The sequence below is a fragment of the Gilliamella sp. ESL0443 genome (genome assembly GCF_019469165.1).
Taxonomy (GTDB): Bacteria; Pseudomonadota; Gammaproteobacteria; order Enterobacterales; family Orbaceae; genus Gilliamella; species Gilliamella apicola_E.
In genome coordinates, this window is record NZ_CP048263.1 from 437,179 (window position 1) to 451,907 (window position 14,729).

A 14,729-nucleotide genomic window follows, 5' to 3' on the forward strand; every position below is an offset into this window, starting at 1 on the left:
ATTTTTAATTATAATTAATAAATATGAATTCAGACACAATTGTTGCACAGGCAACACCACCTGGTCGTGGTGGTGTTGGCATATTGCGTATTTCTGGTCCTAAAGCACAAGAGGTTGCCAAAGCAGTTTTAGGTATCTTACCTAAACCGCGATATGCTCATTATCTACCGTTTTTAGCCACTGATGGAACAACGTTAGATGAGGGCATTGCTTTATTCTTTCCCAATCCAAACTCGTTCACAGGTGAAGATGTGCTTGAACTACAGGGCCATGGTGGACCCGTTATTTTAGATCTACTGCTAAAACGTATATTAGAAATATCTGGTGTGCGTATAGCAAGACCAGGTGAATTTTCAGAGCGAGCTTTCTTAAATGATAAATTAGATCTTGCGCAAGCTGAAGCCATTGCAGATTTGATTGATGCAAGTTCAGAGCAAGCGGCTAAATCTGCTTTGTCCTCTTTACAAGGTGTATTTTCCAAAAAGATTAATGAATTAGTAGAATCGCTTATTCATTTGCGTATATTCACAGAAGCAGCTATTGATTTTCCTGAAGAAGAAATAGACTTTTTATCTGACGGAAAAATAGAAGCAGAGCTTGACCAAGTTATTCAACGATTAAATGAAGTTCGTCATGAAGCCAAACAAGGTTCATTACTGCGTGAAGGTATGAAAGTTGTCATTGCTGGTCGACCTAATGCGGGTAAATCAAGTTTACTTAACGCATTAGCAGGTCGAGAAGCGGCTATTGTTACTGACATAGCAGGGACAACACGTGACGTTTTGCGTGAACATATTCATATCGATGGTATGCCTTTGCATATCATTGACACTGCCGGACTACGCGAAGCCAGCGATGAAGTAGAACGAATCGGTATTGAACGGGCATGGCAAGAAATTGACCAAGCGGATCGGGTGTTATTTATGGTTGACAGCACAACAACCAATGAGGCCAATCCAGAAAAACTTTGGCCAGAATTTATTGAACGCTTGCCTAAAAATATGCCAGTAACCGTTATTCGAAACAAAGCAGACTTAACTGGTGAACCATTAGGCTATAGTGAACAAAATGGTTATTGCCTTATCCAACTATCAGCACGAACTGGAGAAGGTATTACCTTATTACGTGATCATCTTAAACAGGTAATGGGCTTTACTAGTAGTACAGAAGGGGGCTTTTTAGCTCGTCGACGACACTTACAAGCACTTGAAAAAGCTGCAGAGCATTTAAATAATGGTAAATACCAGCTCACAACATTTCATGCTGGCGAATTATTAGCGGAAGAACTTCGGATTGCGCAAGAGTCATTGAGTGAAATCACTGGCGAATTTACCTCCAATGATCTACTAGGGCGCATATTCAGCTCATTTTGCATTGGTAAATAAGCTAAACATACTGTCGGTTAGAAATATAGGGATAGAAATAAAAAGTCATATCCCTATGAAGTGTTTTAAGAATTAAAAATTAACTTAAGCTATTTATTTTTGCCGGCATTATTTGGAACTAAAAATAAAATTGAAATAAAACATAACAGACAAAATCCGACATTAATCCATAATCCAATTGCTGCGCCAGTTGCTATACTTTGACCACTGGCAATAACTGCAGCATAAATTGATGCTGAAATGGCGACACCAAAAGCACCGCCTAATGAACTTGCCATTTTATATATTCCTGATGCAATACCAACTTTATCTTCAGGGGCGCTAGAAATTGCTGTGTCGATCGAAGGTGTCGCATAAAAACCTAAACCAAGACCAAATAAAATATAGCCACCTAATACTGAAATGATATAAAGCATATCTGGTAAAAATGTCAGCGTCATCAATGCAATTCCGGAACCAGTAATTAACGGTCCCATTAACATTGGTTTTTTCGCACCTACCTTTTGTAAGATTTTTTCACCAACACGAATCATACATAAAACCGAAACTAAATAACCAATAGTTAATAATCCATTTTGGAAAGAGGTAAACCCTCGCCCCTGTTGGGTATAAGTGCTGGCCACAATTAACGTGCCTGCAACAGCATTTAGCATAAAGTTGGATAAGGTAGCACCACGGTAAGGGATATTTTTAAATAATGCAAAATCAATGAAAGCGCCACTCGCTTTACTTTTTTCAATAACAAAAAATAAAATCATAAAAACAAAACAAACGGTAGCCAACGATAATGTTGCTACACTAGTCCATCCAAAAGTAGAACCTTTGGTTATCACAAGATTTAATGAAACTAACGTAATAACAAAAACAAATAGCCCTACATAATCAAATTTTGGCAGACTCGAAGGATCTTCAATTTTGGTTTCAGGAGTTCCTTTCAACAAAAGCATACCTAATACAGCACAGATAATAGAGATTATAAAGATCCATTGCCAACCTAAATAAGTCGCTATTGCACCGCCAGCAAGCACACAAGTGCCCGAGCCGCCCCAAGATCCAATCGACCAAAAACTCAATGCACGCTGACGATCTTTGCCTTGATAATAGGTTTTCACTAATGCTAAAGTCGATGGCATAATACAGGCTGCAGATAAGCCTTGAATAATGCGTCCAAAGGTAAATAATATTTCTCCTTGGGCGAAAATCAAACAAAGACAACCAATAATACTTAAAATAAAACCAAAGTAAGTAAAACGAACTCGTCCAAAGCGATCAGCTAAACCACCAGCAACCACAATAAAGCAGCCAGAGAAAAGTGCAGTCAAACTTACTGCTAAATTAAAAGAGGCTGGAGTGATACCAACTGTATGCTGAACAGCCGGTCCAACATTGACTATTGATTGAGCAAACAGCCAAAAAGTAATAACTCCTAATACAATACCTAATGTTAACCGGTTATAACTTTTAACTTGCTTGGTGCTAGAATTCTTTGAAGTTGACATATTTAAACCAGACATAGAAGCGATTTATCCTTATTTACTTAAATATGTTTCAGTTAATGCAACCCAATATGACGCAGCAGGAACAATACATTTATCATTAAAATCATAACCAGGATTATGAACACTACAAAATCCTGGTTCGTCTCCATTGCCGATAATCATGTAACAACCATTTGGATTGCTATCTAACATAAAAGCAAAATCTTCACTGCCCATAAAAGGATGGCAATTATCATGAACACGATCTTTACCGACTAATTTCTGAGCAACTTCTAATGCAAATTTTGTTGCATTAGCACCATTATGTAAAACAGGGCTACCATTGATATGTTCGATTTTAACTGAGGCGCCAAAACTTTCCGCCTGCGAAGTGGCAATTTCGGTAATACGCTTGAGCAATAAAGTCCGGGTATTATTATCTAATGCTCTGACGGTTAGCTTCATCAATGCATCGCTATTGACCACATTGGGGGCTTCGCCAGATTGAATACAACCAATCGTGATAACAGCTTTCTCAAAGGGTGAAACATTGCGGGAAACAATACTTTGTAAAGCAATGCCAATATAACAAGCAACAAGCGTCGCATCAATTCCTCGCTCAGGCATGGCTCCATGAGCACCTTTCCCTTTGATGGTGATATGAATCGTATCGGATGAAGCCATAAGAGCACCGCTTTTAAAATAAAAATGGCCTTCCTTAAATCCCGGCATATTGTGAATACCGAAAATCACATCACAAGGAAATTGTTTAAATAAACCCTCATCGACCATCACTTTCCCACCATATAACAACTCTTCAGCTGGTTGAAAAATGACATGTAAAGTCCCATCAAAGTTGCGTGTTTCGGCAAGATATTTAGCTGCACATAGCAAAATAGTGGTATGCCCATCATGACCACAACCGTGGAATTTACCATGGCTAACACTGCTCCAAGGTTTACCCGAAGCTTCAACAATAGGTAATGCATCCATGTCAGCTCTAATACCTATTTTCTTATTACTAGCGCCATTTTTCAAAACACCAACGACGCCAGTTTTTGCTAGACCTCGATGAACCTCATAGCCCCATTCAGATAGCTTATTTGCAACTAAATCACTGGTTTTTTTCTCTTCAAAACCTAACTCAGGATGTTTATGAATCTGATGTCGAATATCAACAAATTCTTGTTCTGTTTTTCTAATCGTTTCCATAATATGCTGCATTTTAGGCTCCTAATTAACCTGAATATCGTTTATGAGAAAAAAATAAAAATGGAACTATACATCTAAGTTAAAATTATATTTAAAAACAAAAACTAACTTTATTATCAAAACCACATAGATGAATAAATATACAATCTAATTTTGTATAAGTCGATTATTTCTGTTATTCAATTTATATTCTTGAAGAATAACCTTGCTTATTTTTCTTGGCACCATGGTTTATTTGAGTATAAAGGAGCAGAAACGCTCAATCATTACGATTTATTAATAACAGATATAAACCTTATAAATTTTCATTATTCTGAGGTATTTTTTTTGTAGGCTTATAGGCATAATATAAGTACTATAATTTATATGGCAGGCAAATTTATTTTAATTATAGATGTTCCAACGTTGCACTAGATGAATTATTAGATAACAAAAGGGGATAATGATGAAATTAATCGTCGATAATATGAGTTGTCAACATTGTGTTAAAACCATTACTAAAGCAATTAATGATATTGATCCTAAAGCTAAAGTGACCGTTGATTTAGCGAAGCATGAGGTTGATATAGAAGGTGGTACTATCTCACAAGAAGCTGCAATTCAAGCCGTTAATCAAGCGGGGTTTGAGTTTGTGGGTATTTCGTATTAAGGCAATACTATTTACAATTTCTCATTTTAAACGATTAAGACAATCGCTTAAATACTAGATAATACAAATATCCAATAGCCTCTATTTGATTAGATAATGCACTAAAAAAGTTTTCATATACTTCATTGGCACGGATTGTCGATGAAGTATATAGCTGTTGAAAATAGCGTTTGCCGAAAATACCACATTTAGCTTTCTAGCTTTTTCCTGCGGTGTCCCACCATTGATAAAAATGGTGAGTAGGTCCAATTCCTTTACCAATTTTCAAATTATCTGCATTTTCAATGGCACCTTGTAGGTATTTTTTTGCTTGTTTAACGGCTTCTTCTAACTCATATTTTGGTAGTAGTGCTGCAATAGCTGCCGATAATGTGCAACCTGTACCATGAGTGTTTTTAGTTTGGATACGTGGTGATGCCATTCTGATGATCTTTGTTGGCGTGATTAAATAATCCGGACTTTCTTGACTTGGCAAATGTCCCCCTTTCATTAATACTGCCTGACAGCCTAATTTGAGTAGCTCATAACCCTGTTGTTGCATTTCATCTTCGTTTTGTGCCTCATGACAATCAAGTAATGCTGCTGCTTCTGGAAGGTTAGGGGTGATGATGGTGGCTAATGGTAATAGCAATTCTCGAATAGCGGTAATGGCATCATTTCTCAATAAAGGATGCCCCCCTTTGGCTATCATTACCGTATCAAGAACAATATTGGCAATAGGATTATTGCTTAATAGATGATTAACCGTGGTTACGATCTCTTTATTCATCAGCATACCGATTTTAACGCTATCAATATGGATATCTTGATAAAGTGTGTTAAATTGAGCCTTAACAAATTCGGGTGGCACTTGGTATATGCTATTAACACCTTGTGTACTTTGTGCGGTTAAAGCAGTAATGACTGACATCCCATAAGCGCCAAGCGCTGAAAAGGCTTTTAAATCGGCCTGAATACCTGCACCGCCACTAGGATCGCTACCAGCTATAGTTAATGAAACTGTTGTCATGGTTTAATTTCCTATCTTGCTTGTCTTATTTTTCTAATCAAATCAGATGTGGCCTTAGCAATATCTCCTTGCCCGCAAATTGCGGATACAACGGCAATACCTTCAATGCCAGTTTGAATCACTTCAGTTAAATTGTTTACACCGATACCACCGATCGCAACGGCAGGGCATTGTTTTGCTTTAACAAGTTCAGTCAATTGGGCGATGCCTATTGCTTTTGCTGCATCTTTTTTGGTGGGGGTTGGATAGATAGGGCCAATACCTAGATAATCGACTAGTTGCCAAGGAACGCACTCAAGTTGCGAATAATTAGAGACTGAAAGCCCTATCCATTTATCTTCTCCAATTAATCGTCGTGCAACTTCGACAGATAGATCGCTTTGTCCAACATGAACACCATCGGCATCGACAGCTAAAGCTATATCAATATGATCATTAATCAATAGTGGAACTTGAGTGTCGATTAATACTTCTTTTAAAGCTTGGGCGGCTTTATACCAATTTCTACCTGAATATTCTTGTTCTGAACGTAATTGAACGGCAGTAACACCATTTTCAACTGCAAACTTAGTGGTATTAACCATACCATTTATGCCATCACAAAGTACTGGGTCAAGTACTAAATAGAGTGTTAAATCAAGTTGCTTCTTCATCAAAAATCCTTATTTGTGGTGAAAAGAGAAAGTTGGTCAATAATTGACATAGCAAAAGTACCTAGCCCTTGCTGTTTATTAGCGAGTTCACCCGCTTTTTTCATCATAAAGCAGGCTGAAGCAGTAGCCTTTAAATGATCTTCAGAACTTGCAATCAATGCTGCCACAATCGCAGATAATGAACAACCAGTACCAGTTACTTGTGTTAGCGCGATATCACCCCCAACAATGCTATAAACCTGCTCACCATCTGTGACATAATCGGTCTCACCTGTTATTGCAACAATGGTTTGATATTTCTTGGCTAATAGCATTGCCGCATTTAATGCAGAATCAGTAGAATCCAGTCCATCAGGCCCTTTTGATGATGATTGTTGACCACTTAATGCTAGAATTTCTGAAGCATTTCCTCGAATAACTGTCGGTTTAAATGTTAATAATTGCTTAGCAATTTCAGTACGATATTTCAATGCTGCTCCAACTGCGACAGGATCTAATACCCAAGGAGTTTGATTAGCTTTTGCGGCGGCTAGTAACATGCTTTTAGCGCTGTGACTATTGATCGTACCAATATTAATTAACAAACCATTTGCAATGGCAACAAAGTCCTCAACTTCTTGCTCAGCTACCACCATCGCTGGTGAAGCCCCAATCGCCAAAAGAACGTTAGCGGTGTAATTTTGTACCACATCATTGGTAATACAATGGATTAAAGGTCGCTTCTGATGAACTTGCTCAATAAAAGGAATGGCATCTTGATTTGAAAATAATTTAATGACCGACATATTCTTTCCTTATCTAATAAATAATATTAAGGGAAGAATGTGTCAAAGCGGTAATTAAGACAGAGACTTCCCTACGCTGGCATGATCCAGATCAGGTTCAACGGGTAAATTCTCAGTTTTTTGCTCTAACAAAAAACACCCCGAGTCTAAATAACAAATTTGGATAAAATTGAATCTATTATGAACTGAGTTTAAAAATTAAACAAGTTATTGTAATAATCTTTCTATATCACTAATGGCGCGTCTATCCGGTAAGAAAATTATTAAATGATCGCCATCTTCAATCATTAAATCCGTATTTACTATAATTACATCTTCACCACGAACCACGGCACCAATCGTAGCACCTGAAGGTAATTTTAAACTGTTGATATTTTTACCGACTAATTTTGAATTTTCGGCTTCACCACGAGCAACTACTTCGACAATTTCTGATTCACCTTGGCGTAATGAGACAACTTTAACTACACCTGTTTGCCTAACATGGCTTAGTAGTTCTGAAATAGTGGCATGTTGTGGTGAAATCGCGATATCAATAACACTATCGTTAATCAATTCTAAGTAGGCTTGTCGCTGGATGAGAACGATGACTTTTTTTGCCCCCATTCTTTTTGCCAGCATAGATGACATAATATTGGCTTCATCATCGCTAGTGACCGCCACAAACAGATCGGTTAACTCGACTTGCTCTTGTGATAATAATTCTTGGTCTGATGATTCACCATGTAACACGGTGGTATTCACTAACTGTTCAGCTATTAATTCAGCTTTTTCTGCATTACGTTCAATCAACTTAACTTGATAATCATTCTCTAAACGTTTAGCTAAAGCAATGGCAACGCCACCACCACCGCTAATAATAATACGTTTATAAGGTTTTTCTAGCCGTTGTAGTTCACTGGTTACAGCTTTAATGTTAAGAGGAGGGGTAATAAAATAAACCATGTCTCCAGCTTCAATTAAAGTCGAACCTATTGGGCGAATAAAACGATTTTGACGATAAATAGCAACAACACGCGCTTCGACATGTGGTAAATGCTCTTTAAGTTCGGATAGTTCGCTCCCCACTAACGCACCACCGTAATAAGCGGTTACAGCAACCAAACAGACACGATTATCATAAAACGAAGCAAACTGTAGAGCACCAGGATATTGAACTAATTGGCTAATATGATTTGTAATTAAGTTTTCAGGAGCAATAATATGATCGATGTTGATACAATCTTTATTGAAGAATGGGTATCTTTCATCGTTATATTCAGGAGCACGGATTCTAGCAACTTTTTGTGGAATATTAAACATCACATGCCCAATCTGACAAGCCATCATATTTACTTCATCAGAATTGGTAACGGCAACTAACATATCGGCTGATTCCGCGCCAGCACTCTCTAATACTTGTGGGTAAGATGATTTACCGCAAATGACTTGTAAATCAAAACGCTCTTGCAAAGATTGCAATTTATCATGATCTTCATCAACGACAGTCACATCGTTCTGCTTTTCAGTTACTAGATATTCAGCAAGTGCACTACCAGTTTGGCCTGCACCAAGAATGATAATTTTCATAATAAACCTATTATAATCAAAAGGCCTCAAGCTAACTCATTATTAGAACAATAGAGCTCATATCAATTAAAGCCGTTTGATATTGTTTAGTAATAATCGCAATCTTATTTTAGATTATACAAAACCGATTGCGTCATAAACCTTCTTCAACGTAGGCTCTGCTTTAGCGCGAGCTTTTTGTGCTCCTTCTTGCATAATTGAAAGAAGATAATTTTCATCATCTCGATATTGATGATATTTTGCTTGTAAACCGGTTAACATCTCGATAACTTGATTTGCCACCTCGGTTTTTAGATGACCATACATTTTGCCTTCAAACTCTTTTTCAAGTTCAGCAATCGGCTTACCTGTAATACCTGTCAAAATATCTAACAGATTTGAAACACCGGCTTTGTTTTTTGAATCATAACGTACAACAGGTGGTTCGTCTGAATCGGTCATTGCCCGTTTAATCTTCTTCTCGACATCTTTCGGATTCTCAAGTAAACCAATAACATTGTTACGATTATCATCTGATTTAGACATCTTTTTGGTTGGATCTTGTAAAGACATCACACGAGCACCTACTTTAGAAATAAACGGTTCAGGAACAGTAAAAATATCGCCATAAAGTGCATTAAAACGCATAGCGATATCACGTGATAACTCGAGATGTTGTTTCTGGTCATCACCTACAGGAACTAAATTAGCTTGATATAACAAAATATCAGCAGCCATTAATACTGGATAATCAAATAGCCCGGCGTTAATATTTTCAGAGTGACGAGATGACTTATCTTTAAACTGCGTCATACGGCTCAGTTCACCAAAATAAGTATAACAGTTCAACGCCCAACCTAATTCAGCGTGAGCTGGTACTTGTGATTGAACAAAAATAGTACTTTTTTGTGGATCGATACCACAGGCCAAATAAAGCGCTAACGTATCAAGTGTTGCTTTTCGCAACTTATTAGGATCTTGACGGACCGTGATCGCATGTTGATTGACAATACAATAAACGCAATCATATTCATTTTGCAAAGACACCCAATTCTTCAAAGCCCCTAAATAGTTGCCTAATGTTAGTTCTCCTGATGGCTGAGCGCCACTAAATACAATTGGTTTACTCATAATTTATTCCTAATTTATACTCATTATTTTTTTGCATCAGCCTTTGGCTGAGGTAATAAGGTTAATATATCTTTAAAATCATCAAATAAAAAATCAGGCTTGCTAGATGCAATCGACACCCCATAATTATAACCATAACTTAATGCTACAGTCGGGCAATTAGCATTTTTAGCAGCAGTAATATCATTCTTTGAATCACCAACAAACAGCAACTGATCACTAAACAATCCAAAGGTTGCCATGACTTGATAAAGTGGGGCAGGGTGTGGTTTCAACTTAATCACATCACCACCACCAAGTACCAATGAAAAGTATTCTTTAATACCTAATGACGTCAATAAAGCAGGTAAAAATTGCGCAGGTTTATTGGTAACTAAAGCTAAGGGATAATGATTTTCATAAAGCGTTTTTAAGGTTTCTTTAACATGCGGGAATAGCGTTGTTTGCTCATCCATAACCTTATCATAATGATGATTAAACAACTGTTTCGCTTTGTTGAAATCCTCTTTAGACGGATTGCGACCAATCACGTTGAACACGCGCTCGAGCATGACATCAATGCCATTACCGACCATGTTTTTTACTTGTTCATTAGTAACGGTGGGTAACTCCAAATCTGCTAACATCTTTTGTGCAGCTAAGGCAAGGCCAGGCACACTATCGACTAAAGTTCCATCTAAATCGAAAGCAATAGCTTGAATATCATTTAACTTAGCCATGGTTAACACCTTCTAATTCTTTACGCATTGCATCAATTACAGCTTTATAATCCGGTTGACCAAATATTGCTGAACCAGCAACAAACATATCAGCACCCGCTCTGGCAATTTCAGCGATATTATCAACTTTAACACCACCATCAATTTCTAAACGAATCTTTCTGCCAGACTCAATAATGCGCTGTTTAACTTGTTGTAATTTTTTTAGTGTACTTGGTATAAATGATTGTCCACCAAAACCTGGATTAACGCTCATTAATAAAATAATGTCGACTTTATCCATCACATAATCTAAATAATCTAACGGCGTTGCAGGATTAAGTACAATTCCCGCACTGCAACCATGATCTTTAATTAATTGCAAAGAACGGTCAAGGTGAATAGTTGCTTCAGGGTGAATAGAGATATTAGTTGCGCCAGCTTTGGCAAATGAGGTAATTAAATCTTCAACAGGCGAAACCATCAAATGAACATCAATCGGAGCCTTAATACCATAATCACGAAGAGCCTTACAAAACATACTACCCATCGTCAAATTTGGTACAAAATGGTTATCCATTACATCAAAATGGACAACATCGGCACCAGCGTCTAATACTTTCTGCGTATCTTCTCCAAGACGAGCAAAATCAGCGGATAATATTGATGGTGCAATAATAAACTCTTTCATAACATACCTCTACTAATAAAACCTTATACATAAAATAGGTTATTTTTGGTACAAGGCTAATATTTCATCAATTTTTTTGCGTCCTTCGCCAGCACAGCTAATTGAGCGTCGCATTTCTGCACGGTAAAGATGGCGCGCTTTACTATATAACGTTCTGGTATACTCTGTATCGTGATTTGATAGTAGTACAGGAATATTTTTTTTATAAGCAATTTTTTCAGCTAATTGTGACAATCGCTTATGTTCTTCAAAACCAAAATTATTGGAATAATAAGCCGTAAAACCGATAGATTCATTTGGAGAAAGATAAGGCGGATCACAATAAATGACAGAATTGCGTTTTGCCATTTTCATTGCTTCATGATAAGGAGTACAGATAAACTCAGCTTTTTGTGCTTTTTGAGCAAAATAGTAGAGCTCCTTCTCAGGAAAATAGATAGTTTTGTAACGTCCAAAAGGTACATTAAAAAGCCCGCTATTATTATAGCGACATAAACCGTTATAACAGTGGCGATTCAAATAGACAAACAAAAGCGATCGTAGATATTGATCTTTACTATAATTAAAGACATCTCGTAGCTGATAAAAAGCCTCAGCTTGATTATTCTGATGATTAAATAATAGCTTAAGATCATTAATAAACTTATCAGGATTGGATTGTAATAACCTAAATAACGCAATTAGATCATGATTGATATCAGCTAAAATATAACTTTTAAAGTTTGTGTTTAAAAAAACAGAACCAGCGCCTACAAAGGGCTCAATGAGTTGGTCCCCTTCTGGTAGATATTGTTTAATTGTGTCCACAAGCTCATATTTTCCTCCAGCCCATTTTAAAAAGGCTCGTTGCTTCTTCAACGGAAACTCCTATTTTGCTGATTTTTCTTTATTAATTGTTTCACCAGATTTAATCCAAGGCTTATCTTTTTGTAGTGCACTTGGTAAAGATTTGATCGCTTTTCTGGCTTCGTCAGCAGAATCATATGTACCTTTAACTAATATATACCATTTAACATTATTTCGTTTGGTTTCATAAATTTGGTAATTAGTGAGATTATGTTCTTTAACCAATCTTTTCAAACCATCAACTGAACTAGAAGAACTAAGTTGAATTGAAAACTGATCATTCTTAATTTTGGCAATCGAAGTTGAATTATTACCTGTTATTACACTATTATTTGAGTTAGAAACAGTAGGATTGCCTCTATCTGGATTTATTGGTTTATTTAAATTAGTTGATGAACCACTAGTATTTTGAGTTGTACTGTTACCCGTTGGTTGCAGCTCTGGTCTAGAACCCGATGTTGACTGTGTTGATGCTGGAGGTTGACTAACCCCATTATCGTGCTCATTAACATTACTATTAATTGGGGCTGGTGGCACAGGTGCAGAATTTTGTTGACCTTGCGCTAACGCCCCACTATCGCCACTGATTGTTGAATCAGGCGTTTGCGTCGACGAAACACCATTGACTTCAGGAGGAGTCAGTATGGTTGTTTTTTTTGAAGGACGAGATATCACAAAGCAAACCAACAAGACAATAATAGCTAAAGCTAATCCCATAATAATCAATTTTTTCTTCGAATAATGCTGAAAAAAAGTTGATATACTAAAAGAAGGCGTAGAAGACTTACTTGATTGTTCTGGTATATAACGATCATCTTTATCTACACGCATATTAACTCCTTTCAAATGGTTTATTGCCTCATGGCCAGCCGAATTTAAAAAATTGAAATTTTAAATTTGTTCTATTTTTTCAATAATATATCCAGCAACACCTTTGGCACTTTGCTCATCAGTTTTAATCGTAATATCAGCGATCTCTTCGTAAAGTGGATCACGCTCTTCGGCTAATTCTTCGTAAAGTTCACGGGGAGTATTGCCACCTTGTAATAAAGGACGACGCTTATCTTTCTGGGTTCTTGCCATCTGTTTTTCTATTGTAGTTTCTAAATAAACTACAATACCGCGAGCTGATAAACGGTTACGTGTCTCTTTAGATAAAATCGAACCACCACCAGTAGCAAGAACTATACCTTGTTTTTCAGTCAACTCATTAATGACTTTCTCTTCTCTGGCTCGGAATCCGTCTTCACCTTCTAAGTCAAAAATCCATGCAATATCAGCACCTGTACGTTTCTCGATCTCTTGGTCAGAATCAAAAAATTCCATACCTAACTGTTGTGCAATTTGTCGGCCTATTGTGCTTTTTCCTGCCCCCATAGGGCCAATTAGAAAGATATTTCGCTTTTCTGCCATTGTAGTTTCATCATCTATTAATTTTGGTTAAAATTTACAACACAATATCAATTTATAATGATTTAAATAACTCATCATTTCGGTATTGAATTGTGTAACTTACTTGGATCTCCGTCTAACGACAAAAATTTAGGTCGGTAATTATCTCAATAGATAGCCCCATTTTGCAACAGGTATTTATTAATCGATTAACTAATACCTGCTTGATGCAGATCATGAATATTCAGCGCACCAACCAATTCGCCGTGATTATTTACCACAGGTGCAGCAGTAATATTATGATCATTAAATGATTTTAAAGCTTCGACCGCTTTCCAAGTTTCAGGTATTTGATGTCCTGGACTTGTCATTACATCGACAATATTATCTTGTAATGTACCATGTTTTAGTAGCAAACGGCGTAAATCGCCATCTGTAAAAACGCCAACTATTTTATTATCATCTTGGCATATTGCAACTAACCCCACACCAGTACGACTTAATTCTAACATGGCATCAAGTACTGTTGCTGATTGTGGTACTCTAGGAATTAAATCACCCTTACGCATAATATCTTTTACATGATTTAATAGTTTAGCGCCTAAACTGCCAGCTGGATGTGAACGAGCAAAATCTTCTTCCTTAAATCCACGAGCTCGCATAACGGCAATTGCCAGCGCATCGCCCATCATTAACGTATTAGTTGAGCTTGAGGTTGGAGCTAATCCCATTGGACACGCTTCCTTTTCGATTGAAATGTCCAGCACTGCTTGCGCAGCTAATGCTAATGGGGAATCAAGTCCACCTGTTATGGCAATAACTGGAATATTCATTGCTGCAAGAATGGGTAAAATAAATTGAAATTCCTTAGCTCGTCCTGAATAAGAAATCAAAATCACGACATCATTCTCGGTCACCATTCCTAAATCACCGTGTAATGCTTCAGATGGATGCATAAAAAATGCTGGGCTACCAGTACTGGCTAATGATGCTGCGATCTTTTTACCAATATGACCAGATTTACCAATGCCTGACACTACAACTTTGCCTTTTGTTGACAAAATTAACTGACAAGCCTTAACAAAACTCTCACCAAGCCGAGCTGGCAGCTTCTGTGCCTCATGAAGCTCAAGTTCAAGTAATTCTCGACCATATTGTAATAATTTGTCCATTTTTAGCCACTCATCAAATTAAAACTAAAAAATATATATTGATTAAATTATTAATAGTCTAGCAATTAACTATTCAATAT

15 protein-coding genes and 1 riboswitch are annotated in these 14,729 nt (G+C 37.0%); of the genes, 2 read left to right on the forward strand and 13 right to left on the reverse strand.

Annotation, left to right across the window (positions count from 1 at the left end):
• The first annotated feature begins 23 nt into the window (after positions 1–23).
• Positions 24–1,385, forward strand: a complete 1,362-nt coding sequence (gene mnmE / locus GYM76_RS02045; RefSeq protein ID WP_220225718.1) for a tRNA uridine-5-carboxymethylaminomethyl(34) synthesis GTPase MnmE — start codon at positions 24–26, stop codon at positions 1,383–1,385.
• A gap of 89 nt (positions 1,386–1,474) precedes the next feature.
• Here mnmE and GYM76_RS02050 read toward each other — a convergent pair whose 3' ends face one another.
• Together GYM76_RS02050 and GYM76_RS02055 are read right to left on the reverse strand one after the other, a co-directional pair.
• Positions 1,475–2,899, reverse strand: coding sequence for an MFS transporter (locus tag GYM76_RS02050; RefSeq protein WP_255561368.1), 1,425 nt, complete (start codon positions 2,897–2,899; stop codon positions 1,475–1,477).
• 15 nt (positions 2,900–2,914) lie between these two features.
• Complete coding sequence (locus GYM76_RS02055; protein ID WP_220225719.1) at positions 2,915–4,087, reverse strand: M20 aminoacylase family protein; 1,173 nt, start codon at positions 4,085–4,087, stop codon at positions 2,915–2,917.
• A gap of 430 nt (positions 4,088–4,517) precedes the next feature.
• On the opposite strand from GYM76_RS02055, the gene GYM76_RS02060 reads away from it, so the two are divergent.
• Complete coding sequence (locus GYM76_RS02060; protein ID WP_065563584.1) at positions 4,518–4,724, forward strand: heavy-metal-associated domain-containing protein; 207 nt, start codon at positions 4,518–4,520, stop codon at positions 4,722–4,724.
• Positions 4,725–4,920: 196 nt separating this feature from the next.
• Here GYM76_RS02060 and thiD read toward each other — a convergent pair whose 3' ends face one another.
• From thiD to gutQ, 11 genes are all read right to left on the reverse strand, one after another.
• Positions 4,921–5,733: a bifunctional hydroxymethylpyrimidine kinase/phosphomethylpyrimidine kinase gene (gene thiD, locus GYM76_RS02065; protein WP_220225720.1), complete on the reverse strand. Its 813-nt coding sequence runs from the start codon at positions 5,731–5,733 to the stop codon at positions 4,921–4,923.
• 11 nt (positions 5,734–5,744) lie between these two features.
• Positions 5,745–6,386, reverse strand: a complete 642-nt coding sequence (gene thiE, locus GYM76_RS02070) for a thiamine phosphate synthase (protein WP_220225721.1) — start codon at positions 6,384–6,386, stop codon at positions 5,745–5,747.
• Complete coding sequence (thiM, locus tag GYM76_RS02075; RefSeq protein WP_220225722.1) at positions 6,386–7,171, reverse strand: hydroxyethylthiazole kinase; 786 nt, start codon at positions 7,169–7,171, stop codon at positions 6,386–6,388. The genes thiE and thiM overlap by 1 nt, the downstream gene beginning before the upstream one ends.
• Positions 7,172–7,222: 51 nt before the next feature.
• Positions 7,223–7,324, reverse strand: a riboswitch (TPP riboswitch).
• A 54-nt stretch (positions 7,325–7,378) separates the two neighbouring features.
• Positions 7,379–8,740, reverse strand: coding sequence for a Trk system potassium transporter TrkA (gene trkA, locus GYM76_RS02080; protein ID WP_065563580.1), 1,362 nt, complete (start codon positions 8,738–8,740; stop codon positions 7,379–7,381).
• 114 nt (positions 8,741–8,854) lie between these two features.
• On the reverse strand, positions 8,855–9,850 hold the full coding sequence (gene trpS / locus GYM76_RS02085; RefSeq protein ID WP_220225723.1) for a tryptophan--tRNA ligase: 996 nt from the start codon (positions 9,848–9,850) through the stop codon (positions 8,855–8,857).
• Positions 9,851–9,873: 23 nt separating this feature from the next.
• The gene (locus GYM76_RS02090) at positions 9,874–10,569 is read right to left on the reverse strand and encodes a phosphoglycolate phosphatase (protein ID WP_065563578.1); all 696 of its coding nucleotides are present in this window, start codon (positions 10,567–10,569) and stop codon (positions 9,874–9,876) included.
• Positions 10,562–11,239: a ribulose-phosphate 3-epimerase gene (rpe, locus tag GYM76_RS02095; protein WP_065734647.1), complete on the reverse strand. Its 678-nt coding sequence runs from the start codon at positions 11,237–11,239 to the stop codon at positions 10,562–10,564. Before rpe ends, GYM76_RS02090 begins: the two co-directional genes overlap by 8 nt.
• A 39-nt stretch (positions 11,240–11,278) precedes the next feature.
• Entirely contained in the window at positions 11,279–12,097 is an 819-nt protein-coding gene (locus GYM76_RS02100) for a Dam family site-specific DNA-(adenine-N6)-methyltransferase (protein WP_065563576.1), read from the reverse strand.
• A 9-nt stretch (positions 12,098–12,106) separates the two neighbouring features.
• Positions 12,107–12,916, reverse strand: coding sequence for an SPOR domain-containing protein (locus GYM76_RS02105; protein ID WP_065563575.1), 810 nt, complete (start codon positions 12,914–12,916; stop codon positions 12,107–12,109).
• Positions 12,917–12,976: 60 nt separating this feature from the next.
• Positions 12,977–13,498 carry a shikimate kinase AroK gene (gene aroK / locus GYM76_RS02110; protein ID WP_065563574.1) on the reverse strand — a complete coding sequence of 174 codons (522 nt, stop codon included), beginning with the start codon at positions 13,496–13,498 and terminating at the stop codon, positions 12,977–12,979.
• A 188-nt stretch (positions 13,499–13,686) separates the two neighbouring features.
• Positions 13,687–14,649 (reverse strand): arabinose-5-phosphate isomerase GutQ, encoded by a 963-nt coding sequence (gene gutQ, locus GYM76_RS02115; RefSeq protein ID WP_065563573.1) that lies wholly within the window; start codon positions 14,647–14,649, stop codon positions 13,687–13,689.
• Between the last annotated feature and the right edge of the window lie 80 nt (positions 14,650–14,729).